The sequence below is a fragment of the Pseudomonas sp. zfem005 genome, assembly GCF_032621735.1.
Taxonomy (GTDB): domain Bacteria; phylum Pseudomonadota; class Gammaproteobacteria; order Pseudomonadales; family Pseudomonadaceae; genus Metapseudomonas; species Metapseudomonas solani.
Genome location: NZ_JAVYJE010000002.1, coordinates 569780 through 593102, shown reverse-complemented (window position 1 = coordinate 593102; position 23323 = coordinate 569780). Strand labels below are relative to the sequence as shown.

At 67.4% G+C, this 23323-nt stretch carries 18 protein-coding genes and 1 pseudogene; 10 read left to right on the top strand and 9 right to left on the bottom strand.

Going from position 1 to position 23323, the window contains the following annotated elements:
• Positions 1 to 14 precede the first annotated feature (14 nt).
• Positions 15 to 764: a TerC family protein gene (locus tag RTW82_RS06730; RefSeq protein WP_184491709.1), complete on the bottom strand. Its 750-nt coding sequence runs from the start codon at positions 762 to 764 to the stop codon at positions 15 to 17.
• Positions 765 to 1008: 244 nt separating this feature from the next.
• Between RTW82_RS06730 and RTW82_RS06725 the strand changes: the two genes are divergently transcribed.
• Together RTW82_RS06725 and RTW82_RS06720 are read left to right on the top strand one after the other, a co-directional pair.
• On the top strand, positions 1009 to 1962 hold the full coding sequence (locus RTW82_RS06725) for a GlxA family transcriptional regulator (RefSeq protein ID WP_316924622.1): 954 nt from the start codon (positions 1009 to 1011) through the stop codon (positions 1960 to 1962).
• A gap of 204 nt (positions 1963 to 2166) precedes the next feature.
• Positions 2167 to 3663: an ATP-binding protein gene (locus RTW82_RS06720; RefSeq protein WP_316924621.1), complete on the top strand. Its 1497-nt coding sequence runs from the start codon at positions 2167 to 2169 to the stop codon at positions 3661 to 3663.
• 337 nt (positions 3664 to 4000) lie between these two features.
• Here the strand turns inward: RTW82_RS06720 and RTW82_RS06715 are convergent, their stop codons facing one another.
• The 5 genes and pseudogenes from RTW82_RS06715 to RTW82_RS06700 form a co-directional block, all read right to left on the bottom strand.
• Positions 4001 to 4393, bottom strand: coding sequence for a helix-turn-helix domain-containing protein (locus RTW82_RS06715; protein ID WP_031288907.1), 393 nt, complete (start codon positions 4391 to 4393; stop codon positions 4001 to 4003).
• Positions 4394 to 4507: 114 nt separating this feature from the next.
• On the bottom strand, positions 4508 to 5419 hold the full coding sequence (locus RTW82_RS06710) for a LysR family transcriptional regulator (protein WP_021222430.1): 912 nt from the start codon (positions 5417 to 5419) through the stop codon (positions 4508 to 4510).
• A gap of 124 nt (positions 5420 to 5543) precedes the next feature.
• Positions 5544 to 6407, bottom strand: a complete 864-nt coding sequence (locus tag RTW82_RS31645; protein ID WP_371877166.1) for a methyl-accepting chemotaxis protein — start codon at positions 6405 to 6407, stop codon at positions 5544 to 5546.
• A pseudogene (locus tag RTW82_RS31640) lies at positions 6402 to 7154 on the bottom strand (MCP four helix bundle domain-containing protein); the annotation flags it as partial. The pseudogene RTW82_RS31640 and the gene RTW82_RS31645, both read right to left, overlap by 6 nt.
• A gap of 247 nt (positions 7155 to 7401) precedes the next feature.
• The gene (locus tag RTW82_RS06700) at positions 7402 to 8937 is read right to left on the bottom strand and encodes a diguanylate cyclase domain-containing protein (RefSeq protein WP_081672250.1); all 1536 of its coding nucleotides are present in this window, start codon (positions 8935 to 8937) and stop codon (positions 7402 to 7404) included.
• 137 nt (positions 8938 to 9074) lie between these two features.
• On the opposite strand from RTW82_RS06700, the gene RTW82_RS06695 reads away from it, so the two are divergent.
• The gene (locus tag RTW82_RS06695; RefSeq protein ID WP_316924619.1) at positions 9075 to 10016 is read left to right on the top strand and encodes a class I SAM-dependent methyltransferase; all 942 of its coding nucleotides are present in this window, start codon (positions 9075 to 9077) and stop codon (positions 10014 to 10016) included.
• Between the two features lie 86 nt (positions 10017 to 10102).
• Here the strand turns inward: RTW82_RS06695 and ppnN are convergent, their stop codons facing one another.
• The 3 genes from ppnN to RTW82_RS06680 all read right to left on the bottom strand — a co-directional run bounded on the left by ppnN (position 10103) and on the right by RTW82_RS06680 (position 14699).
• Entirely contained in the window at positions 10103 to 11485 is a 1383-nt protein-coding gene (ppnN, locus tag RTW82_RS06690; protein ID WP_316924618.1) for a nucleotide 5'-monophosphate nucleosidase PpnN, read from the bottom strand.
• 1177 nt (positions 11486 to 12662) lie between these two features.
• Positions 12663 to 13682 carry a DUF1338 domain-containing protein gene (locus RTW82_RS06685; protein ID WP_316924617.1) on the bottom strand — a complete coding sequence of 340 codons (1020 nt, stop codon included), beginning with the start codon at positions 13680 to 13682 and terminating at the stop codon, positions 12663 to 12665.
• A gap of 120 nt (positions 13683 to 13802) precedes the next feature.
• Complete coding sequence (locus RTW82_RS06680; RefSeq protein WP_410478759.1) at positions 13803 to 14699, bottom strand: LysR family transcriptional regulator; 897 nt, start codon at positions 14697 to 14699, stop codon at positions 13803 to 13805.
• A gap of 124 nt (positions 14700 to 14823) precedes the next feature.
• Here RTW82_RS06680 and RTW82_RS06675 point away from each other — a divergent pair, with 124 nt between their 5' ends.
• The 7 genes from RTW82_RS06675 to RTW82_RS06645 all read left to right on the top strand — a co-directional run bounded on the left by RTW82_RS06675 (position 14824) and on the right by RTW82_RS06645 (position 23275).
• A complete protein-coding gene (locus tag RTW82_RS06675) occupies positions 14824 to 16314 on the top strand; it encodes an aldehyde dehydrogenase family protein (RefSeq protein WP_316924616.1) in 1491 nt (496 codons plus the stop codon).
• Between the two features lie 29 nt (positions 16315 to 16343).
• On the top strand, positions 16344 to 17627 hold the full coding sequence (locus RTW82_RS06670; protein WP_316924615.1) for an NAD(P)/FAD-dependent oxidoreductase: 1284 nt from the start codon (positions 16344 to 16346) through the stop codon (positions 17625 to 17627).
• A gap of 397 nt (positions 17628 to 18024) precedes the next feature.
• Positions 18025 to 19146, top strand: coding sequence for a branched-chain amino acid ABC transporter substrate-binding protein (locus RTW82_RS06665; RefSeq protein ID WP_316924614.1), 1122 nt, complete (start codon positions 18025 to 18027; stop codon positions 19144 to 19146).
• Positions 19147 to 19486: 340 nt separating this feature from the next.
• Positions 19487 to 20401 carry an ABC transporter permease subunit gene (locus RTW82_RS06660; RefSeq protein ID WP_316924640.1) on the top strand — a complete coding sequence of 305 codons (915 nt, stop codon included), beginning with the start codon at positions 19487 to 19489 and terminating at the stop codon, positions 20399 to 20401.
• A gap of 2 nt (positions 20402 to 20403) precedes the next feature.
• Positions 20404 to 21690, top strand: a complete 1287-nt coding sequence (gene livM, locus RTW82_RS06655; RefSeq protein ID WP_316924613.1) for a high-affinity branched-chain amino acid ABC transporter permease LivM — start codon at positions 20404 to 20406, stop codon at positions 21688 to 21690.
• Positions 21687 to 22562, top strand: a complete 876-nt coding sequence (locus RTW82_RS06650) for an ATP-binding cassette domain-containing protein (protein ID WP_316924612.1) — start codon at positions 21687 to 21689, stop codon at positions 22560 to 22562. Before livM ends, RTW82_RS06650 begins: the two co-directional genes overlap by 4 nt.
• Positions 22559 to 23275: an ABC transporter ATP-binding protein gene (locus RTW82_RS06645; RefSeq protein ID WP_184490512.1), complete on the top strand. Its 717-nt coding sequence runs from the start codon at positions 22559 to 22561 to the stop codon at positions 23273 to 23275. The genes RTW82_RS06650 and RTW82_RS06645 overlap by 4 nt, the downstream gene beginning before the upstream one ends.
• Positions 23276 to 23323: the final 48 nt, after the last annotated feature.

Here is a 23323-nt window from a genome sequence, read left to right as displayed (position 1 = left end):
AGAGGGGCGGTGCGTCACTCCTGCGGCTGTGCCTTGCGACGGGCGCGGCGGGACAGCATGTTGAGCGCTTCGATGGCGGCGGAGAAGGCCATGGCGGCGTAGATGTAGCCCTTGGGCACATGGGCGCCGAAGCCTTCGGCGATCAGGGTCATGCCGATCATGATCAGGAAGCCCAGGGCCAGCATCACCACCGTGGGGTTGTTGTTGATGAAGCGCGCCAGGGGATCGGCAGCCAGCAGCATCACGGTGACGGCGGCGACCACGGCGATGACCATGATCGGCACATGCTCGGTCATGCCCACGGCGGTGATGATGCTGTCGACGGAGAACACCAGGTCCAGCAGCAGGATCTGCACGATGGCCGAGCTGAAGCCGATGGCGGCGACCTGCTTGCCGACGAACATGTCGCCTTCCGGCGCCGGGTCCACCGAGTGGCGGATTTCCGTGGTGGCCTTCCACAGCAGGAACAGGCCGCCGGCGATGAGGATCATGTCCTTCCAGGAGAACGCGTGGTCGAACACCTCGAACACCGGGTGCACCAGTTGCACGATCCAGGCCACGGTGCCGAGCAGGCCCAGGCGCAGGATCAGCGCCATGCCGATGCCCAGGCGGCGGGCCTTGGCGCGCTGGTGCTCGGGCAGCTTGTTGGTGAGGATCGAGATGAAGATCAGGTTGTCGATACCCAGTACCACTTCCATGACCACCAGGGTGGCCAGGGCGATCCAGGCGGTGGGGTTCGACACGAGTTGCAGGAGGTAATCCACGTCGGCTATCCGAAGATTCAGGGAGGCGCCATTCTGGAGATTCGACCGAACGGCGGCGATGGAGGAATAGCAACAAGTCTTTTCAAAGCGCACGCCGGCGCAAGGCGCTGTCCCGGGTTCCCGACAGGCGGTGCAGCGGCGGCGCCAATGGGGGCTCGGGCGGAGGCGGGAAATTGTTCGCAGACAGTGTCCCAGAGCCTGTTCATACTGCCCACACCCTCCCTCGGAACGACCCTGCCGCTGCATGAAGACCGTTGCCATCCTGCTATTCCCCGACCTGCTGATGCTCGATGTGGCCGGCCCCATGGATGTGTTTTCCATCGCCAACCGCTACCTGCCGTCGCAAGAGGCCTATCGCATCGTCACCCTGGCCGCCGGCGAGCGCACGGTGCGCGCCTCCAACGGCCTGGCCATGCAGGCCGACCTGCTGATAGAGGACGCCGAGCCGACCTATGACCTGTTGCTGGTGCCCGGTGGCCCGGGTGCCTACAACGACCGCCAGGATGAGGCCGTGCTCACCTGGCTTGGCCGGGCCGCCGAGGCGTCGCGGCGCTATGGCTCGATCTGCACCGGTGCCTTCATCCTCGGCGAGGCCGGGTTGCTCGAAGGCCGCCGCGTCACCACCCACTGGCACTACATCGAGCGCCTGGCCGCGCGCTGTCCGGGCGCCGAGATCGAGACCGACCAGATCTACATCCGCGACGGCAAGCTGTTCACCTCCGGCGGCGTCACCGCCGGCATCGACCTGGCCCTGGGCGTGGTCGCCGAGGACCATGGCCGCAAGCTGGCCCTGGACGTGGCCAAGGTGCTGCTGGTGGTGATGCAGCGCCAGGGCGGCCAGGCGCAATTCAGCCCGCTGGCGGCCGGCGTGGTGGGAGGTGATTCGCCCATTGCGCGGGTGCAGAACCACGTGCTGGAGCACCTGGACGAGCCCTTCAGCATCGAGCGCATGGCCACCCTGGTGGCCATGAGCCCCCGGCACTTCTCCCGGGTGTTCGCCCGCGAGGTGAAGATGACGCCCATGGAGTTCCTCCAGGGCGCGCGCCTCGACCGCGCCCGCCACCTGCTGGAAACCGGCGACCTGCCCCTGAAGACCGTGGCTTATCGCAGCGGTTTCGGCAGCGTGCGGCACATGAGTTTCCTCTTCGCCGAAAAGCTTGGCCTCAGCCCTGCACAGTATCGCCGCCAGTTCAGTTGACCCCGGGGGGCCGGGCCAAGGGCCTCGCCGGGGCCCGTGTCCGTCCTGGGCATCGCCTTGGCCGTTCTTATCCTCCCGTTGCCGTTGTCCTGTCGCATCAGGCTGGGATGATGGGAAGCATTCTCGAAAGGAGGGTGCACGGGCCCGGATCGGGGCCTTGCAGGCAGTTCGCAGGGTGCCCGCCGGTTGCCGGCATACAGTGACATGCACAATATCAGCACCACCCGGGATGAGCGGGTCCTGCGCTTCGGCGCGTTCCGCTTTCACGTTCAGCAGCGCCTGCTGCTCGAAGACGGCCAGCCGCTGCGTCTGGGCAGCCGAGCCCTGGACATCCTCCAACTGTTGCTGGAGAACGCCGGCCACCTGGTCGGCAAGGACTGCATCATCGCCCGCGTCTGGCCGACCACTGTGGTGGAGGAAACCAACCTGCGGGTGCACATCGCCGCCCTGCGCCGCGCCCTTGGCGATGGTCGCGACGGGCGCCGCTTCATCGCCAATGTGCCGCAGCGCGGCTACAGCTTCGTCGCCGAAGTAGCCTGTGAAGGCAGTGTCTCGACCCCGGCGGCGCTACCGGCACACAACCTGCCCATGCGGCTGACCCGTATCGAGGGGCGCGATGCCGTGGTCGGCACGCTGGTGAGCCAGTTGCCGGCGCGGCGCTTCTTCACCCTGGTGGGCCCCGGCGGCATGGGCAAGACCACCGTGGCCCTGCGCGTCGCCGAGTTGCTGCTGGAGCACTACGCGGACGGCGTGCACTTCATCGACCTGGCCGCCTGCGGGCCCGAAGGCGTGGCCGCTGCGGTGGCCACGGTGCTTGGCCTGGCGCCGGCCAACGGCGAACCCCTCGCCGCCCTCGGCTGCCAACTGCGGCAGCGCCACGCGCTGCTGGTGCTGGACAACTGCGAGCACGTCATCGATGCCAGCGCGCTGCTTGCCGAAGGCCTGCTGCGCCGTGCGCCGCGCCTGGCGATCCTGGCCACCAGCCGCGAACCCTTGCTGGCCGAAGGCGAGTGCATCCAGCGCCTGGCGGGGTTGCCGGTGCCGCCACCACCGGGCGACTGCGGCGTGGACGAGGCGCTGGGCTGTGCGGCCATCCGCTTGTTCGTCGCCTGTGCCCGTGCGCGCCAGGACGGCTTCCGCCTGCGCCCTGGGGACGTGCCGCTGGTGAGCGACATCTGCCGTCGCCTCGACGGCCTGCCCCTGGCCATCGAACTGGCGGCGGCCCAGGTGGATGGCCTGGGCCTCGAAGGCCTGCAACGGCTGCTCGATGGCCAGTTCCAGCTGCTGGCCCAGGGGCGTCGCACCGCAGCGGCCCGGCATCAGAGCCTGCGGGCGAACCTGGATTGGAGCTACGGTCTGCTCTCTGCCCTGGAGCGTGTCGTGCTGCAACGCCTGGCGCTGTTCAAGCAGGCCTTCACCTTCGAAAGCGCCGTTCGCGTCATCGGCTGCGAGCGCCTCAGCGAGACACGGCTGTACGAGGCCATCAGCCATCTGGTGGCGAAATCCCTGCTGCTGGCGGAGCCGGGAGTGGGGGCGGTGCGCTATTGCCTGCTGGAAACCACCCGCGCCTACGCCCTGGACAAGTTGCACAGCGGCGGCGAGCTGCTGGAACTGCCCCCCCCGCGTGCCCCCGAATGGCGCCAGGCGCTGCTGCTGCCCAGCCTCTGGCGCGGCGCACCGATGCCGGTAGTGCCCCATTGAGTCTGCAGGTTGAGCGAACCCTGCAGCGAGGCCGAACCTCGCACCGTTGGGCCTCGCTGCGCTCGGCGCCAACCTACGGCGCCGTGCCCCACCCGAACCACGGTGCCGACCGGTGTGGGTGGATGACGCTCTTTTCATCCACCGAGCGATGCCGCCAGGGGCACAGTGTCAGGGCAGCCTTGCGGCCTGCTTGGCGACTGAAGTCGCCCCTACATGGGTCGCGAGCCAGCCCGTAGGTCGAGCACGTAGGGCGGGTGAAACCCGCGGTGCATGGGCTGCGTCGCTGTCGGGTTGCACCCGACCTACATGAGGCACCAAGGGAACGAAATCATTGGGATCACTCGCCGATCAGCCGCCAGCTCATCGGGTTGACCCCTTCGGCGCGGGTGAAGAGGCGGGAGAAGTGGGCCTGGTCGTAGAAGCCGCATTCGAGGCCGATGCGGGTGAGGCTGAGGTCGGAGGTGCGGATCAGCTCCTTGGCGCGGGCCAGGCGTTGCTGGCGCAGCCAGTCCTGGGGCGTCATGCCGGTGCTGCATTTGAAGGCGCGGGCGAAGTGGCTGCGGGAGAGGGCGCAGGCCTCGGCCAGGCGGGCGACGGGGATGCCCTCGGCGAGGTGGTCGAGGAGCATCTGCTTGGCCAGGCGCTCGCGCCAGGGGGCGAGGCCGCCGGAAGTACCGGCATCGACGGGCTGTTCGTGCTCGCAGGTGCTGTCGTGGTGGAGGCTGGCCATGGCGTTCATCCCGGTTCGCGGTGGCTGGCCCGTGGCCTGGTGGGGCCACGGGAGGATCACCGGGATTGTTCGGGGCGCCGCCCTGGGGCGCGAGTTAAACGTTGTTAATTCGCCTCAGAGCCCGTCTTCGCTCATGAACCGCACGATCTGCGTGCGCAGCCAGCGCTCGGCGGTGTCGTTGTCCTGGGCACCGCGCCAGGCCATCGTCAGCTTGGCCGGGACGATCTCGAAGGGAGGTGGCTCGGCGCGCAGGCCGCCGCCGGCCACCAGTTCGCTGGCGGCGTAGTCGGGCACGGTGGCGATCAGCTCGGAGTTGGCCAGCAGCGCGCGCAGGCCGTTGAACTGCGGCACGGCCAGGGTCACGCGGCGCGAGCGGCCGATGCGCGCCAGGTCCTGGTCGATGTTGCCGCACAGGTCGCCGGAGAAGGAGATCAGCGCGTGGGGGCGGCTGCAGTAGTCGTCCAGGGTCAGCGGCTCGGGGCGCTTGTCGGCGCGCAGCACCATGGTCTGGATACGCCGCAGGGTGCGGCACTTGGCGTTGGCCGGCAGCTCGGTGGTGTAGCTGACACCAACGGAAATCTCCCCCGAGGCCAGCAGGCTTGGCATCAGCAGGAAGTTGGCGCGGCGTACCACCAGCACGATGTTCGGCGCCACCTCGCGCAGGTGGTTGAGCAGCGGCGGCAGCAGGCCGCACTCGACGTCGTCGGAAAGGCCGATGCGGAACACCAGGTTGCTGGTAGCCGGGTCGAACTCGTGGGCGTGGCTGAGGGCGTTGGACATGGCGTCCAGTGCCGGGCGCAGCTGCTGGAGGATCTCCACCGCGCGGGTGGTGGGCTCCATGGCGCGGCCGCTGCGCACGAACAGGGGGTCGTTGAAATAGTCACGCAGGCGCGACAGGGCGGCGCTGATCGCCGGCTGGCCGAGGAACAGCTTCTCGGCGGTGCGGGTCAGGTTGCGTTCATGCATCAGCGTCTCGAAGACGATCAGCATGTTGAGATCGACGCGGCGCATTTCGCTGCGGTTCATGCGTGGGTTCCTTTATCCGTGCAGAGGGGCCGCGGGCCGTCAGCCTTGCACAACGGCCGGTGGCCGGCTTGTACGCATGTGCGCTTGTGCAGCGCCTGCGCGAGGGGTCGCGCAGGCGCTGCGATCACACGCGGAAGCGCGCCACCAGGCCATTGAGGTCAATGGCCAGGCGCGACAGCTCCTGGCTGGCGGAGCTGGTCTGGTGGGCGCCGGCGGCGGTCTGCTGGGCCAGGTCGCGGATGTTCACCAGGTTGCGGTCCACCTCGCGGGCCACCTGGGCCTGCTCCTCGGAGGCGCTGGCGATCACCAGGTTGCGCTCGCTGATATGGCTGATGGCTTCGGTGATGGTGTCCAGCGCCTGGCCGGCGGCACGGGCCATTTCCAGGGTGGCGCGGGCGCGCTGGCTGCTGTTCTGCATGGCATCCACCGCCTGGTTGGTGCCCTGCTGGATGCCACCGATCATCTGCTCGATCTCCTGGGTCGACTGCTGGGTGCGGTGGGCGAGGGCGCGCACCTCGTCGGCGACCACGGCGAAACCGCGGCCGGCGTCACCGGCGCGGGCGGCCTCGATGGCGGCGTTGAGGGCCAGCAGGTTGGTCTGCTCGGCGATGGCGCGGATCACGTCGAGGACCTTGCTGATGCCCTGCACCTTGCCGGCCAGTTCTTCCACCTGGCTGGAGGTCTGGCCGACGTCACGGGCCAGGTCGCTGATGGAGTCCACCGTGCGGTTGACCTGATCCTGGCCGCCGCGGGCGGTGCGGTCGGATTCCCGCGAGGCCTCGGAGGTGGCGACGGCGTTGCGCGCCACTTCGTCCACGGCGGTGGTCATCTCGTTGACTGCGGTGGCGGCCTGCTCGATCTCCTGGTTCTGCTGGTGCAGGCCACGGCTGGAGTCTTCGGTCACCGCGTTGAGTTCCTCGGCGGCGGAGGCCAACTGGTCGGAGGAGCGGGCGATGTGCTCGATGGTGGTCTTCAGGCTCTGCTGCATGGTGCGCAGGGAGCCGAGCAGCAGGGCCGGTTCGTCGCTGCCGTGCACCTCGATGCGCTCGGTGAGGTTACCGGAGGCCACGGTGTCGGCCACCTTCATCGCCTCGTCCAGCGGGGTGACGATGCTGCGGGTGAGGATCAGGGCGAGCACGCCGGTGAGCAGGGCGGCGAGGATCATCACCGCGCTGACCACCAGTACCGCGTTGTCGTACTGGTCGATGGCGTGCTGCTCTGTCTCGGCGGCGTTGCGCTGGTTGATCTTCATCAGGGTTTCCAGCTGCACGCCCAGCTCGTCGGAGTACTTCTTGTACTCGCCTCCCAGCAGCGTGCGGAGCTCGTCGAGCTTGCCGGCATCGGAGAGCCGCACCAGTTGGTCGTTGACCCGGTAGTAGCCCTCCAGCACCGACTTGAAGCGGTTGTATTGGGCCAGCTCCTCGCCGTCGTCCACCAGCTTCTCGTAGTCGCCCTGGGCCTTGTGCAGCTGGTCGGTGAGCTCTGCCTGGCGCTGGTTGGTGGCGCGCAGCAGCGCCGGCTCGCGGTCCACCAGGATGCGGAAGGAGACGATGCGCAGGCGCAGCATCTTCTCGTTGATCGTGCCCAGTGCCGCGTAGCTGGGCATGCTGTTTTCGCTGAGCATCACGGTGGAGGCGCGGATGCCTTTCATCTGGTGCAGGGCGAACAGCCCGAGCAGGATCACCAGCAGCGCAACCACGGAGAAGCTGAAGATGGCGCGCGGCGCGATCTTCATACGGCGTAAAAGCATGGGGACGACTCCCGATTTGTTATGGATCGTTTTGGGGTAGCCAGTTGCAGACACGGCGCCGGCCCTGGGCTTAAGCGAAGCGCGTACCAGGCTATCGGCAGGGGCTGTGGGAAGCTGAAGGGCGAGGTGTGAGGTTGTTTACGGATGGGGGTGGCGTCTGGACGGTGTGATGCAGGGGGAGGGGGGTAGGGGCGACTTCAGTCGCGAATGACCTTCACCGTGACGCCCCGGATCAGCCGGCCCCGTCTACAGGCGGATGCACCCGGTCACGCCCGGCCGCCTTGGCGCTATAGAGTGCTTCGTCGGCGGCGCGCAGCAGGTGGCTGTCCGGGGTGTTGTCGTTGGGGACGGGGATGTAGGCGTAGATGCCGGCACTGAGGGTGACCAGCCCCAGGTCGCTGCCTTCGTGGCGGATGCCCAGCTCGCGCACGGCGAGGCGCACCTGTTCGGCGACGGCGCGGGTTTCCGCCTCGCTGGTGTTGGGCAGCAGCAGGGTCATTTCTTCGCCGCCATAGCGGGCAGCCAGGTCGCCGGCACGGCGGGCGAAGCTGCCCACCACCTGGGCGACGGCCCTGATGCACTGGTCACCGGCGGGGTGGCCGTAGCGGTCGTTGTAGCGCTTGAAGTGGTCGATATCGAGCATGACGATGCCCAGCGGCGCGCCCTGGCGTCGTGCGCGGTTGGCTTCGATGGGCAATACGGCGTCGAGGCGGCGTCGGTTGGCCAGGCCGGTGAGGCCATCGACCATGGCCAGTTGTTCGAGGGCGTCGTGGGCCAGGCGCAGCTCCTCTTCGGCCAGGGCGCCGGATTCGATGCGGCGTATCAGCGCCTGGGCGAACAGCACCAGGCCGACGATCATCGCCACCACCACCATGGCCGAGCGCGCCACCTGGTCCAGCCAGGGCGCGGTGATGGAGCGGGTGGCGATACCGGTTTCCACCACCAGCGGGTAGTCCGCCAACTGGCGGTAGCTGAACAGCCGCTCCATGCCGTCCACCTGGCCATGGAAGATCGCCGTGCCCGCCGGCGCCTCGCGCAGCAGCTCGCTGAACACCAGCCCCTTGGCAAGGCTGGCGCCGATGGATTCGGGGAGGAAGGGGCGGCGCACCAATAGGGTGCCGTCCTGCAGGGCGAGGATGATGATGCCCGAGTCGCCGACGTCGAAGCTGTCGTAGAAGCGCACGAAGTAATCCACCTTGAGCGTGGCCAGGGCGACGCCGGCGAAGCTGCCGTCAGGGTTGTCGATGCGCCGTGACACCGGGATGACCAGGTCGCCGGTGGAGCGGCTGCTGATCACCTTGCCGATGTACAGGTCGTTGTCTGCGTGTTCGCGGTGATGGATGAAGTACTCGCGGTCGGCGTTGTTGGCGCCGGGGGGGACGTGGTCCTTGTCGGTCACCAGCCAGTTGCCGTCCTTGTCGTAGATGAACAGGCCATGCAACTGGGGCAGGTAGCGCTGCTGGCGCTTCATCAGGCCGCGCATACGCTCCACCTGAAGCTTGTCGATGCCGTCCCATTCCACCCGTTCGATCAGCCCCACCAGCAGCGCGTCGGCCTGGCGTACCGCGTCGCGGGCATGCTGGGCGGCAGCGCTGGCGACGTTGGTGGCGTTGACCTCGGCGCGGCGGAACTCTTGCTGGTGGGCCTTCCATACCTGCCAGCTCTCCATGGCCAGGATCGCCACGATCACCAGCGCGGTGAAGCCGAACGCCAGGCGGCGTGCCTGGATATGGCCCTGGGGGTTCTCCATGGGGGGCGGCCTGTTCATGGCTGTCGGGCTCGACGATTACGCAGGGACGTCATGGTTGTGACCATGGTCGCGGGAAAACCTCCGAAGAGTCGGGACACAGGCAGCCTAGCAGCGCTGCGGTTAGAATGCCGCGCCTCTGAACCAGGACTCCCTTCATGACCCCCGCCGCCCTCGACACCCTCCGCCTCCAGCTGACTGCCGCCCTGGGCGACCTGCCCACCGAGACCCGCCGCCTGTTCCACGGCCGTGGCCGGCGCTGGCCGGGGCTGGAGCACCTGGTGGTGGATTGGCTGGAGGGCGTGGTGCAGGTGGCGCTGTTCCGCGAACCGGAGGACGAGGCCCTGGCCGCGCTGAAGGCGATGCTCGCCGAGCTGGTGGCCAGCGACGCCTGGCGTGCCGCACCGGTGCGCAGCCTGCTGCTGCAGCGGCGCTACCTGCCGGGCAGCGAGACCGAGCTGCTGTGGGGCGAGGCGGTGGCGCAATGGAGCATGCACGAGGACGGGCTGGCCTACCGCCTGGACCTGATGCGCAACCAGAACATCGGCCTGTTCCTCGACATGCGCTACGGCCGCCGCTGGGTGCGCGAGCAGGCCGCCGGCAAGCGCGTGCTCAACCTGTTCGCCTACACCTGCGGCTTTTCCGTGGCCGCCCTCGCCGGCGGCGCCGCGGCGGTGGTCAACCTGGACATGGCCCGCGCCGCGCTGAGCCGGGGCCGCGACAACCACCGGCTGAACGGACACGACCTGACCCAGGTGATGTTCCTCGGCCACGAGCTGTTCAAGTCCTGGGGCAAGGTGAAGAAGTGTGGGCCCTATGACCTGGTGATCATCGACCCGCCGTCGTTCCAGAAGGGCAGCTTCGAGCTGGACCGCGACTACCGCAAGATCCTCCGCCGCCTGCCGGAGCTGCTGACCGAGGGCGGCCAGGTGCTGGCCTGTGTCAACGACCCGGCCACGGGGGCGGATTTCATCGTCCGCACCATGGCCGAGGAAGCGCCGGGGCTGGCCTTTCGCGAGCGCCTGGCCAACCCGCCGGAATTCGAGGACGTGGACCCGGAAGGCGGGCTCAAGGCCCTGGTGTTTACCCAGGGCGTGTAAGGCGTAGCCCGGACTTCAGCCCGGGAAGGCAGGGAATGCGGGATGCACGGGCCGTCCCTGCACCCCTGCCTGGCTCCGCTGGCGGCTCAGTGGCCGCTTTCCACCACGCGGTAGCAGGGCACGTAGGCCGCGCCGCCGGGGAGCTTCATGCGGTGTTGCTCGACGAAGGCCTGGAGCAGGCGGTCCAGCGGCTGCATCACTTGCGCGTCGCCGTGGATCTCGTAGGGGCCGTGTTCCTCGATCAGGCGGATGCCCTTGTCCTTGACGTTGCCGGCGACGATGCCGGAGAAGGCGCGGCGCAAGTTGGCGGCCAGCTCGTGGGGCGGCAGCGAGCGGCTGAGCTGCAGGCTGGCCATGTTGGCGTGGGTGGGGTCGAAGGGGCGCTGGAAGCCTTCGTCGATCTTCAGCAGCCAGTTGAAGTGGAAGGCGTCGTTGCGCTCGCGGCGGAAGCGCTTCACCTCCTTCAGGCCCTGGGCCATCTGCCGGGCCACTTCGGCCGGGTCGTTGATGATGATCTGGTAGCGCTTCTGCGCCTCCTCGCCCAGGGTGGCGCCGACGAAGGCGTGCAGTTGCTGCAGGTAGGGCTCGGCGCTGCGCGGGCCGGTGAGGATGACGGGGAAGGGCAGCTCGAGGTTGTCCGGGTGCATGAGGATGCCCAGCAGGTAGAGGAACTCCTCCGCCGTGCCCACGCCACCGGGGAAGATGATGATGCCGTGGCCGACGCGGACGAAGGCCTCCAGGCGCTTCTCGATGTCCGGCAGGATCACCAGCTCGTTGACGATGGGGTTGGGCGCTTCGGCGGCGATGATGCCCGGCTCGGTCAGGCCCAGGTAGCGGCCGCCGACGATGCGCTGCTTGGCGTGGCTGATGGTGGCGCCCTTCATCGGCCCCTTCATCACGCCCGGGCCGCAGCCGGTGCAGACGTCGAGGCTGCGCAGGCCCAGCTCGTGGCCGACGCGCTTGGTGTACTTGTATTCCTCGGTGCTGATGGAGTGGCCACCCCAGCACACGACGATCTTCGGCTCCACGCCCGGGCGCAGGGTACGGGCGTTGCGCAGCAGGTGGAAGACGTAGTCGGTGATGCCCTGGGAGCTCTCCAGGTCGATGCGCAGGCTGTCCAGCTCGCTGGCGGCGTAGACGATGTCACGCAGGGCGCTGAACAGCATTTCGCGGGTGCTGGCGATCATCTCGCCGTCGACGAAGGCATCGGCCGGGGCGTTGAGCAGTTCCAGGCGCACGCCGCGGTCCTGCTGGTGGATGCGCACCTCGAAGTCCTTGTAGGCGTCGAGGATGGTCTTGGCGTTATCGATCTGCGCGCCGGTGTTGAGGATGGCCAGGGCGCACTGGCGGAACAGCGTGTAGATGTTGCCGGAACCGGCTTCGCTCAGTTGCTGCACTTCGCGTTGAGAGAGGGTTTCCAGGCTGCCTTTGGGGCTTACTTCGGCGTTGACCACGTGTCTCGGGGGCATTCTCTATTCCATGAAAAGCGATGTCGGGCGGGCCGCTCGGCCCCCCGCATCGGGGTGATGAGCGCCGGGCGCGGATTCTGGCGTGGCACCGGCAGTCGTGTGACGCGCCGGGGGTGTGCTTCAGGCACTGTCGATCGGCGCACCGCAATCAGGTGGGTTCACGTAGATAGCGGGAACCCTTGGGCTCTGACAAGCATTTTGTGCGATCTGCTCCATGAGGAATGGGCACAATCAATGCCGTCGGGTTGCACCCGACCTACGGGGGCGCCGTACCTGTAGGGGCGAATTCATTGGCTCTGTCTGCGTTAAGTGTTGCTAGAAGATTTGAACCCAGCTGATTGCCGAGCTCTGATGATGTTTCTGGTTTCGCCCCCCCGGGCGAGTCCCTTTTTTCAGTCGCCAAAAAAGGAACCAAAAACGCTTGCCCCATCATCCGGCCCCGGCTTCGCCGGGGTTCCCTCACTCCATCGCCGCTCTGGGGGCCGGCGCGATGGGCCATCCATGGCCTGGCGCGCCTCTCGCGGCATCCATGCCGCTCGTCCCCCCGCACGGGCTTTCGTAGGATGGTGTAGAGCGAAGCGAAACCCATGCGGTGGCGGTGGCACGAACCCTTGGGTGCCCGGAAAAGGCCGTGCTTGAGCGCTTGCATTAAAACCACAACAGCTAACGCAAACAGAGCCAATTCATTCGCTCTGTCTGCGTTAAGTGTTGCTAGAGGATTTGAGTCCAGCTGATTGCCGAGTTCTGGTGATGCTTCTGGTTTCGCCCACCCGGGCGAGTCCCTTTTCCAATCGTTGAAAAGGAACCAAAAAACTTGCCCCATCATCCGGCCCCGGCTTCGCCGTGGTTCCCTCACTCCATCGTTGCTCTGGGGGCCGGCGCGATGGGCCATCCATGGCCTAGGGGCGTTGGCGGCTGCTCCAACTTTCTTCGTCCAGCGCATCGCCACGTGGTGCGCACAGGCTTTCGTAGGATGGTGTAGAGCGAAGCGAAACCCATGCGGTGGCGGTGGCACGAACCCTTGGGCGCCCGGAAAGGGCCGTGCTTGAGCGCCTGTATTAAAACCACAACAGCTAACGCAGACAGAGCCAATGAATTCGCCCCACAGGCTGTGGCCGGGGCGAGTCCGCTTGGTGGAGGTAAAACGACTCCACCCTGCGTGGGCTGGGAGGCCCTGCTAGGTCCCCGCCGTCATCTTGAAGATTCCCTGGGCGTTGCTGCTGTCGAAGGCGAGGTCGATGCGGCCGTTGTCCTCGTCGACCTTGCGCTGGATGAATTCGACGAAGGAACCGGGCACCTGGCGCTGCACTGTGGCGCCGGCCGCGTCGATGAATTCGCGCTCCACCTGCACCGCGCGGTAGGCGGTCTGCATCACCCGGCCGGAGCTGGAGACCTCGATGCTGGCCTTCATCGGCCGGCCCTTGGCGTTCTGCCCGGCGACCACCTGCTCCAGGTCGGCGACGCGGTCGGTGAGGTGGTTGAACATATTGCCCTCGGTGGCGATCCAGGCCATCTCGGCGCTTTCCTCGCGCAGCAGCTCGTAGTCGCTTTCCAGCGGCGCATCGTGCTGGCAGCCGAAGGCGTCGAACAGCGCCGGCAGCAGGTCGAGGGCCTGCTCGCGGCTGCAGTGGCGGGTGCGCCAGAGCTGGTCGAGGGTCGCCAGGTGGCGGGGCTGCAGCGGGTCGCGACTGCTGCCCACCACGCGGCTCACCGCCAACTGGAAGGCCTCGCCGAAGCGCCCGGGGTGCAGCTCGGAGACGAAGAACTGGGCGATGTCCTCGGGCAGGTCCAGTTGCCGGTAGGCGTAGCCCGTCATGTTCAGGCGGGTCAGCGGGTAGGTGCGCACGTCGGTGAAGCCCAGGGGCTCGAGGATGCGCACGAAGGCCTGGCGGCCCCGGGGCAGGGCGCCGTTGTCGGGCCAGTCCACGGTGCGGATGGCGCCGTGGTCGAACAGCACCTGGCGGCCGGCGGCCAGTTGTTCCTCGACGTAGGTGCGGCCGATGGGAACCGCCTCCACCAGTTTGTGGAACAGGCAGAGATTAAGCGCCTCGGCCAGCCAGGCGCGGTGGATGCGCGCCTCCTCGAAGGCGAAGCCGTCCAGGGCGGCGGGCACTTCGACGTGGGCGTCGACCCAGCGGGCGGCGGGCTCGCCGAGCACATGGGCGACCAGGGGCAGGAGGCGTTCACGGGTGTTCATCGGCACGGGCTCGGGGGTGGCTGTACAGGCCTGCTATCCAAGCAGCCGGGCGGGCGCGGGGCAAACGAAAAAATCCGGCGGGTTCATTCCGTTTTTTCCTGAATGAGCGGCTGGCGCTGCCTAGGCCTCGCTATCCAGCTGCTCCAGCATCCAGCGCACGAAGTCGCGCACCTTGGGCACCTCGGCGGCGTGCTCGGGGTAGGCCAGGTAATAGGCGTTGCGGCTGGGCATGGCGTGGTCCCAGGGGATCACCAGCTTGCCCTCGTCCAGCTCCTCTTCCACCAGGAAGCGTGGCAGCAGCGCCACGCCGCAGCCGGCCTGGGCCGCGCGGATGCACATGTAGGAGGTGTCGAAGCGCGGCCCGTGGTAGCTGTGCTCGGTGTGCCGGCCCTGGTTCTGGAACCACTCGTGCCAGGCCTCCGGGCGGGTGGCGTTCTGCAGCAGCACCAGGGTGGTGAGCTGGGCGGGGTCGGTGAAGGGCTCGGCGGGCAGGGCCGACGGCGCGCAGACCGGTACCACTTCCTCGCTGAACAGGCGGATGCACTCCGCCCCCGGCAGCGCGCCCTGACCGAAGAACAGCGCCACGTCGGCGCGGCCCTGGAGCAGGGCATCCGGCTCCAGCTCGTTGCGCACGTCCAGGTGGATATTGGGGTGGCGCAGGCGCCAGCCCTTGAGCCGGGGGATCAGCCAGCGCGCGCCGAAGGTGGGCGGGGTGGCCACGCGCAGCACTTCGGTTTCGCCGCCGTAGGACAGCATGTAGTGGGTGGACATCTCCACCTGGGTGAGGATCTTGCGCACCTCGGAGAGGTACAGCGAGCCCGCCGGGGTCAGTTGCAGGCGCCGGCGCACGCGGCGGAACAGCAGGTGCTGGAGCATCTCCTCCAGCTGCGCCACCTGCTTGCTGACCGCGCTCTGGGTCAGGGCCAGTTCCTCCGAGGCGCGGGTGAAGCTGAGGTGGCGCGCCACCGCTTCGAAGCACTGCAGGGCGGTGAGGGAGGGCATGTGGCGCTTGAGCATGATGGGGTCGCCGGGTTCATGAGCAAAAGGAATGATATGTGGAGCAAAGGTCGTTTGTTGGCAAGCCCCCCGTGCAGCTAATACTGGCGCCGACCTTTTTCCGAAGCGCTTTCCAGGAGTTCCAATGGTTGCTGCATTGCTAGACCGCCTAGGCGTCGACCCGAAGCTCTACCAACAGGGCGACCACGCCGTGCACACCCCCATCGATGGCAGCCGCATCGCCCGCGTGCAGCTGGAGGGCCGCGCCGAGGTCGAGGGCAAGATCGCCCTCGCCGCCGACGCCTTCCAGGCCTGGCGCAAGGTGCCGGCGCCGCGCCGTGGCGAGCTGATCCGCCAGTTCGGCGAAGTGCTGCGCGAGCACAAGGCCGCCCTCGGCGAGCTGGTGTCCTGGGAAGCCGGCAAGATCACCCAGGAAGGCCTGGGCGAAGTGCAGGAAATGATCGATATCTGCGACTTCGCCGTCGGCCTGTCGCGCCAGCTCTACGGCCTGACCATCGCCTCCGAGCGCCCCGGCCACCACATGCGCGAGACCTGGCAGCCCCTGGGCGTGGTGGGCATCATCAGCGCCTTCAACTTCCCCGTCGCGGTCTGGTCGTGGAACGCCGCGCTGGCGCTGGTCTGCGGCAACCCGGTGCTGTGGAAGCCCTCGGAGAAGACCCCGCTCACCGCCCTGGCCTGCCAGGCGCTGTTCGAGCGCGTGGCGAAGAACTTCGACGGTGCCCCGGCACACCTCAGCCAGGTGCTGATCGGTGATCGCGAGGCCGGCGAGGCGCTGGTGGACGACCCCCGCGTGGCCCTGGTCAGCGCCACCGGCAGCACCCGCATGGGCCGCGAAGTGGCCCCGCGCGTGGCCGCCCGCTTCGCCCGCAGCATCCTCGAGTTGGGCGGTAACAACGCGATGATCCTGGCCCCCAGCGCCGACCTCGACCTGGCGGTGCGCGCCATCCTCTTCAGCGCCGTCGGCACCGCCGGCCAGCGCTGCACCACCCTGCGCCGGCTGATCGCCCACGAGTCGGTGCGCGACGAAATCGTTCGCCGCCTGCAGGCCGCCTACGCCAAGGTGCGCATCGGCCACCCGCTGCAGGGCAACCTGATCGGCCCGCTGATCGACAAGGCCGGTTTCGACGCCATGCAGCGCGCCCTGGAACAGGCCCGCGCCGAGGGGGGCGAGGTGTTCGGTGGCGAGCGCCAGCTGGCCGGCGAATTCCCCGACGCCTATTACGTCTCGCCGGCCATCGTGCAGATGCCCGAGCAGAGCGCAGTGGTGCGCCACGAGACCTTCGCGCCGATCCTCTACGTGGTCGGCTACCGCGATTTCGACGACGCGCTGCGCCTCAACAACGAAGTGCCCCAGGGCCTGTCGTCCTGCCTGTTCACCACCGATGTGCGCGAGGCCGAGTTGTTCACCTCGGCGGTGGGCAGCGACTGCGGCATCGCCAACGTCAACATCGGCCCCAGCGGCGCGGAGATCGGCGGCGCCTTCGGTGGCGAGAAGGAGACCGGTGGCGGGCGCGAGTCCGGCTCGGACTCCTGGAAGGCCTACATGCGCCGGCAGACCGCCACGGTGAACTACTCCCACGAACTGCCGCTGGCCCAGGGCATCACCTTCGACTGACCGGGCCGCCGCCCTAAGGAATGCCGTCCATGCCCCTGCGCCAGGAGTGCCTCTGGGAGTATCTGACGCCGGCGCTGCCGAAGACCGAGACGCTGAACGGCGAGGTTCGCGCCGATGTCTGCGTCATCGGCGGCGGCATCACCGGGCTCAACGCCGCCATCCGCCTGCTGGAACAGGGCAAGCGGGTCTGCGTGCTGGAGGCCCATGAAGTGGGCCACGGCGGTTCGGGGCGCAACGTCGGGCTGGTCAATGCCGGGCTGTGGATTCCGCCGGACGAGATCGAAGCGGGCCTGGGCGAGCAGGTCGGTGCCCAGCTCAACCGCACCCTGGGCGGCGCGCCGGCGAAGGTCTTCGCGGTGATCGAGAAGTACGGCATCGAGTGCCAGTTGCGTCGCGAAGGCACCCTGCACATGGCCCACAACGCCCGGGGCCAGGCCGACCTCGCCAGCCGCTGCGAGCAATGGCAGCGCCGTGGCGCGCCGGTGGAACTGCTCACCGGCCAGGCCTGCCGGGATGCCACCGGCACCGAGCGTATCGCTGCCGCGCTGCTCGACCGTCGCGCCGGCACCCTCAACCCCATGGCCTACACCCGTGGCCTGGCCCAGGCGGTGCGCTACCTGGGCGGCTCGCTGTTCCAGCACAGCGCCGTGTCCCGCCTGGAGCGCCAGGGCGATGCCTGGTGTGTGGTCACCGAACACGGCAGCGTGATCGCACCGCAGGTGGTGATCGCCTCCAACGCCTACACCGAAGGCGAGTGGACCGAGCTGCGCCGCAACTTCTTCCCCGGCTACTACTACCAGGTCGCCTCCGAGCCCCTGCACGGCGAGGCTGCGGCGCGCATCCTGCCGGGCGGGCAGGGTTCCTGGGACACGCGCCAGGTGCTCAGCAGCATCCGCCGCGACGCCGACGGCCGCCTGCTGCTGGGCAGCCTGGGCAACGGCGCGCGCAAGCCCTTGTGGTTCCTCCAGGCCTGGGCCGATCGCATCCAGGGCCATTACTTCCCCTACCTGGGCAAGGTGCAGTGGGACTTCAGCTGGACCGGCTGTATCGCCTTCACCCCCGACCACCTGATGCGCCTGTTCGAGCCGGCGCCGGGCCTGGTGGCGGTGACCGGTTACAACGGCCGTGGCGTGACCACCGGCACCGTGGTCGGCCAGGCCTTCGCCGACTTCCTCAGCAGCGGTTCCGCCGCCTCGCTGCCCATGCCCTTCCAGCCGATGCGCGATGTCGGCGCACCGGCGCTGCGCAGTGGGCTCTACGAGCTCGGCTTCTCGCTGTACCACGCGGGCCAGTGCCTGCGCGTGGTGATCTGAAACGGGTTTTCTTCACACTGCATCGACATGGAGCGGCCGTCCTGGCCGCCATGCACTAGCCTGTATTGGTGCGTCAGCGCGCTTGCCGCGCACCAGCGGTGTGCACTTCGGTGACAGTGACGGTTACGGCAGGTTGCGCTTTTCGCGCAGTGGGTTGCTATTCCTTTGCGAGCCTGGCTTTGCGTTGGGTTGCGCTAGGTTGCACCAAGTGTTTTTGCCGGGTTGCACGTGCGCGCCGCTCCGCATTTCAGAGGGGGTGGGCGGGCTGCCCAGGGTTTTTTCCTACAACAAAAAATGAGTGGCACGACGCTTGCTCAAAGAACTTCCTGTTAGTTGAGGAACTTCCCGTTAGTTCGAGTATCGCGCCATCACATAACCCCTCAGGAGCAAAACTCCCATGCCTCACAAGACTTTCAAGAAAGGTATTTTGGCTGTTGCGGTTACCAGTGTTCTGAGCTTGTCCAACCTTGCTTTCGCTGACGTGGTCATCGGCGTCGCCGGTCCTCACACCGGCGCCAACGCCTCCTTCGGTGAGCAGTACTGGCGCGGTGCGAGCCAGGCCGCCGAAGACATCAACGCCGCCGGTGGGGTCAACGGCGAGAAGATCAAGCTGGTCAAGGCGGACGACGCCTGCGAACCCAAGCAGGCCGTGGCCGTGGCCAACCGCCTGGTGGACCAGGACAAGGCCATCGGTGTGGTCGGTCACTTCTGCTCCTCCTCCACTATCCCGGCGTCGGAGATCTACGACGAGGCCGGCATCATCGCCATCACCCCCGGTTCCACCAACCCGCAGGTCACCGAGCGCGGCCTGACCGGCATGTTCCGCATGTGCGGCCGTGACGACCAGCAGGGCATCGTCGCCGGCGACTACATCGTCGACGTGCTCAAGGCCAAGAAGGTCGCGATCATCCACGACAAGGACACCTACGGGCAGGGCCTGGCCGACGCCACCAAGGCGCAACTGGCCAAACGCGGCGTGAAGGAAGTGCTGTACGAAGGCCTGACCCGTGGCGAGAAGGACTTCAACGCCCTGGTCACCAAGATCCGCGCCACCGGTGCCGAGGTCGTCTATTTTGGTGGCCTGCACCCCGAAGCCGGCCCGCTGGTCCGGCAGATGCGCGAGCAGGGCCTGACCGCCAAGTTCCTCTCCGGCGACGGCATCGTCACCGACGAACTGGTCACCACCGCCGGCGGCCCGCAGTACACCAAGGGCGTGCTGATGACCTTCGGCGCCGACCCCCGCAAGATCGCCGACGGCAAGGCCGTGATTGAGAAATTCCGTGCCGGCGGCTTCGAGCCGGAGGGCTACACCCTGTACGCCTATGCCTCCCTGCAGGCCCTGGCTGCCGCGTTCAACGGCGCCGGTGCCAACGAAGGCGCCAAGGCCAGCGAGTGGCTGAAGGCGAACCCGGTGCAAACCGTGATGGGCAAGAAGGAGTGGGACGGCAAGGGCGACCTGAAGGTCTCCGACTACGTGATCTACGAGTGGGATGACCAAGGCAAGTACCACCAGCAGTAAGCGCGGGCTGGCTGCGCGTCGGCCGGACTGCGTTGGAAATGGCCTCGGGGTGCTCATCTACAGCTGTAGACTCCGCCCCCTCGGCCCTTTCCGCCTTGTCCGTCTCTAGCTCGCTCAGCCCGGGTCTTGCGTTTGCTGTACTGGCTCGGCCGGCCGGCCAGGTGCCACACGCGCCCGGCCAGCCGGTGTATTCCGGGTGGCTGCTGAAACCTCTCCCTGCTTGTGCCGCGCAGATGACTGCCGACGTAATCCAGTGATCCAGTTCAGTGGTACCCGTCTGATTCCACTCGCGGAGGCTGGCCGAACCCCAGGCCGGTCCCCCAGAAGACGAGACTGAATGATGGACGGTATCTTCCTGCAACAGCTGATCAACGGCCTGACCCTCGGGTCCGTCTACGGCCTGATCGCCATTGGCTACACCATGGTTTACGGCATCATCGGCATGATCAACTTCGCCCACGGCGAGGTGTACATGATCTCCGCCTACCTCTCTGCCATCACCCTGGCGCTGCTGGCGTTCTTCGGGCTCGAATCCTTCCCGCTGCTGATCCTCGGCACCTTGCTGTTCACCATCACGGTGACCGGCGTATACGGTTTCGTGATCGAACGCATCGCCTACAAGCCCCTGCGCAACTCCACGCGCCTGGCGCCCCTGATCTCCGCCATCGGCATGTCGCTGATCCTGCAGAACTACGTGCAGATCAGCCAGGGCGCCCGCCAGCAGGGCGTGCCCACGCTGCTCGACGGCGCGCTGAAGTTCCATGTCGGTGACGGCTTCGTCCAGCTCACCTACACCAAGGTGTTCATCCTGGTGGCCGCCTTCCTCGGCATGGGCGTGCTCACCTATGTGATCCAGCGCACCAAGCTCGGCCGCATGTGCCGCGCCACCCAGCAGGATCGCAAGATGGCCTCGATCCTCGGCATCAACACCGACCGGGTGATCTCCTACGTGTTCGTCATCGGCGCCGCCATGGCCGCGCTGGCCGGCGTGCTGATCACCATGAACTACGGCACCTTCGACTTCTATGCCGGCTTCATCATCGGCATCAAGGCCTTCACCGCGGCGGTGCTCGGCGGCATCGGCTCGCTGCCCGGCGCGATGCTCGGCGGGATCATCCTCGGCGTCGCCGAGGCGCAGTTCTCGGGCATGGTCAACACCGACTACAAGGACGTCTTCAGCTTCTCCCTGCTGGTGCTGATCCTGATCTTCCGTCCCCAAGGCCTGCTTGGCCGCCCGCATGTCGCCAAGGTGTAAGCATGTCCTCTGCCATTGCTAGAAAACCCATCGATATCAAGAAGAGCCTCCTCGACACGGTGCTCGCCGGGCTGCTGGCGCTCATCGTCTTCGGCCCCATCGTCGGCGTGGTGCTCGACGGCTACAGCTTCAACCTGGAGTTCGGTCGCGTCGGCTGGATGATCGGCATCGTCATGCTCGGGCGCTTCCTGCTCAGCCTGTACCTGCAGAGCGCCCGTGGCTCCGTGCTGCTGGAGCGCTTCGAAAGCAGCGGCTCGGGCGTGCACGTGCGTGCGCCGGACTTCAAGAGCAGCCTGCGCTGGGTGCTGCCGCTGATCCTGGTGGCGGCGGTGATCTTCCCCTTCTTCGCCAGCAAGTACCTGCTCACCGTGGTCATCCTCGGGCTGATCTATGTGCTGCTGGGCCTGGGCCTGAACATCGTGGTCGGCCTCGCCGGCCTGCTCGACCTCGGCTACGTGGCCTTCTACGCCATCGGCGCCTACGGCCTCGCGCTCGGCTACCAGCACCTGGGGCTGGGCTTCTGGTCGGTGCTGCCGCTGTCGGCCCTGGCCGCGGCGCTGGCGGGCGGGTTGCTGGGCTTCCCGGTGCTGCGCATGCATGGCGACTACCTGGCCATCGTCACCCTGGGCTTCGGCGAGATCATCCGCCTGGTGCTCAACAACTGGCTGAGCTTCACCGGCGGCCCCAACGGCATGCCGGTGCCGTCGCCGACCTTCTTCGGCCTGGAGTTCGGCCGTCGCGCCAAGGACGGGGGCGTGCCGTTCCACGAGTTCTTCGGCATCGCCTACAACCCCAACCTGAAGTTCCTGTTCATCTACGTGGTGCTGTTCCTGGTGGTGATGCTGGTGCTCTACATCAAGCACCGCCTGACCCGCATGCCCGTCGGCCGCGCCTGGGAAGCGCTGCGCGAGGACGAGATCGCCTGCCGTTCCCTGGGCCTCAACCACGTGCTGGTGAAACTCTCCGCCTTCACCCTGGGCGCCTCCACCGCCGGCCTCGCCGGGGTGTTCTTCGCCAGCTACCAGGGCTTCGTCAACCCGTCCTCCTTCACCTTCTTCGAGTCGGCGCTGATCCTCGCCATCGTGGTGCTGGGCGGCATGGGGTCGACGGTGGGCGTGGTCATCGCCGCCTTCGTCCTCACCGTCGCCCCGGAACTGCTGCGCAGCTTCGCCGACTACCGCGTGCTGCTGTTCGGCATCCTCATGGTGCTGATGATGATCTGGCGGCCGCGCGGGCTGATCCGTATCAGCCGCAGCGGCTTCACACCGCGTAAAGGAGTAGCGCCATGAGCGACGACAACATCCTCAGCGTCGAACGCCTGATGATGCACTTCGGCGGCATCAAGGCGCTCAACGACGTCAGCCTCGACATCAAGCGCCATTCCATTTCCGCCCTGATCGGCCCCAACGGCGCCGGCAAGACCACCGTGTTCAACTGCCTCACCGGCTTCTACAAGGCCACCGGCGGCAGCATCCGCCTCAACGCCCGGGGCACCTGCACCGACGTGATCAAGGTGCTGGGCGAGCCCTTCCAGGCCACCGACTTCGTCAACCCGGCGCAGTTCGGCAGCCGCGTCTGGTTCAAGATGTTCGGCGGCACCCACCTGGTGAACCGCGCCGGGCTGGCGCGCACCTTCCAGAACATCCGCCTGTTCCGGGAGATGTCGGTGGTGGAGAACCTGCTGGTGGCCCAGCACATGTGGGTCAACCGCAACCTGCTGGCCGGCATCCTCAACACCCCCGGCTTCCGCCGCGCCGAGGAGGACGCGCTGAACCACGCCTTCTACTGGCTGGAGGTGGTAGACCTGGTGGACTGCGCCAACCGCCTGGCCGGTGAACTCTCCTACGGCCAGCAGCGCCGCCTGGAGATCGCCCGCGCCATGTGCACGCGGCCGCAACTGATCTGCCTGGACGAACCCGCCGCCGGCCTCAACCCGGCGGAAACCGAGGCGCTCAGCCGGATCATCCGCAAGCTGCGCGACGAACACGAACTGACCGTACTGCTGATCGAGCACGACATGGGCATGGTAATGAGCATTTCCGACCACATCGTGGTGCTGGACCACGGCGTGGTGATCGCCCAGGGCGGCCCCGAGGCGATCCGCAACGACCCGAAGGTGATAGCCGCCTACCTGGGCGCCGACGAGGAGGAAGTGGCATGACTGCACCCCTCCTGGCATTCAAGGACGTCGACGTCTTCTACGGCCCCATCCAGGCGCTGAAGAAGGTCAGCCTGCACATCAACGAAGGCGAGACGGTGAGCCTCATCGGCTCCAACGGCGCGGGCAAGTCGACGCTGCTGATGTCGATCTTCGGCCAGCCCCGCGCCGCCGCCGGGGAGATCCTCTACGGCGGTGTGGATATCTCGCGCAAGTCCTCGCACTACGTGGCCTCCAACGGCATCGCGCAGTCGCCGGAAGGGCGCCGGGTATTCCCCGACATGAGCGTGGAGGAGAACCTGCTGATGGGCACCATTCCCATCGGCGCCCAGCACGCGGACGAGGACATGCAGCGCATGTTCGACCTCTTCCCGCGGCTCAAGGAGCGGCGCAACCAGCGCGCCATGACCATGTCCGGCGGCGAGCAGCAGATGCTCGCCATCGCCCGCGCGCTGATGAGCCGTCCCCGCCTGCTGCTGCTCGACGAACCCTCGCTCGGGCTCGCGCCCATCGTGGTCAAGCAGATCTTCCAGACCCTGCGCGAACTGGCGAAGAGCGGCATGACCATCTTCCTGGTGGAGCAGAACGCCAACCACGCCCTGCGCCTCTCCGACCGCGCCTACGTGATGGTCACCGGGGAAATCCGCATGAGCGGCACGGGCGAGGAACTGCTCGGCAACCAGGACGTGCGCAACGCGTATCTGGGGGGGCACTAAAGCAGCTGGAAGCTGGACGCCAGAAGCTGGAGGTAGGAGCCGCTCGCT

Bases quoted from the DNA above. Each gene is read 5' to 3' on its own strand.
- RTW82_RS06675 (WP_316924616.1), top strand. From the start codon at position 14,824: ATGGTTGCTGCATTGCTAGACCGCCTAGGCGTCGACCCGAAGCTCTAC.
- RTW82_RS06650 (WP_316924612.1), top strand. From the start codon at position 21,687: ATGAGCGACGACAACATCCTCAGCGTCGAACGCCTGATGATGCACTTC.
- RTW82_RS31645 (WP_371877166.1), bottom strand. From the start codon at position 6,407: ATGCAGCAGAGCCTGAAGACCACCATCGAGCACATCGCCCGCTCCTCC.
- RTW82_RS06660 (WP_316924640.1), top strand. From the start codon at position 19,487: ATGGACGGTATCTTCCTGCAACAGCTGATCAACGGCCTGACCCTCGGG.
- RTW82_RS06680 (WP_410478759.1), bottom strand. From the start codon at position 14,699: ATGCTCAAGCGCCACATGCCCTCCCTCACCGCCCTGCAGTGCTTCGAA.
- RTW82_RS06695 (WP_316924619.1), top strand. From the start codon at position 9,075: ATGACCCCCGCCGCCCTCGACACCCTCCGCCTCCAGCTGACTGCCGCC.
- RTW82_RS06725 (WP_316924622.1), top strand. From the start codon at position 1,009: ATGAAGACCGTTGCCATCCTGCTATTCCCCGACCTGCTGATGCTCGAT.
- RTW82_RS06720 (WP_316924621.1), top strand. From the start codon at position 2,167: ATGCACAATATCAGCACCACCCGGGATGAGCGGGTCCTGCGCTTCGGC.
- RTW82_RS06685 (WP_316924617.1), bottom strand. From the start codon at position 13,682: ATGAACACCCGTGAACGCCTCCTGCCCCTGGTCGCCCATGTGCTCGGC.
- RTW82_RS06715 (WP_031288907.1), bottom strand. From the start codon at position 4,393: ATGGCCAGCCTCCACCACGACAGCACCTGCGAGCACGAACAGCCCGTC.
- livM (WP_316924613.1), top strand. From the start codon at position 20,404: ATGTCCTCTGCCATTGCTAGAAAACCCATCGATATCAAGAAGAGCCTC.
- RTW82_RS06710 (WP_021222430.1), bottom strand. From the start codon at position 5,419: ATGAACCGCAGCGAAATGCGCCGCGTCGATCTCAACATGCTGATCGTC.
- RTW82_RS06665 (WP_316924614.1), top strand. From the start codon at position 18,025: ATGCCTCACAAGACTTTCAAGAAAGGTATTTTGGCTGTTGCGGTTACC.
- RTW82_RS06645 (WP_184490512.1), top strand. From the start codon at position 22,559: ATGACTGCACCCCTCCTGGCATTCAAGGACGTCGACGTCTTCTACGGC.
- ppnN (WP_316924618.1), bottom strand. From the start codon at position 11,485: ATGCCCCCGAGACACGTGGTCAACGCCGAAGTAAGCCCCAAAGGCAGC.
- RTW82_RS06670 (WP_316924615.1), top strand. From the start codon at position 16,344: ATGCCCCTGCGCCAGGAGTGCCTCTGGGAGTATCTGACGCCGGCGCTG.
- RTW82_RS06700 (WP_081672250.1), bottom strand. From the start codon at position 8,937: ATGAACAGGCCGCCCCCCATGGAGAACCCCCAGGGCCATATCCAGGCA.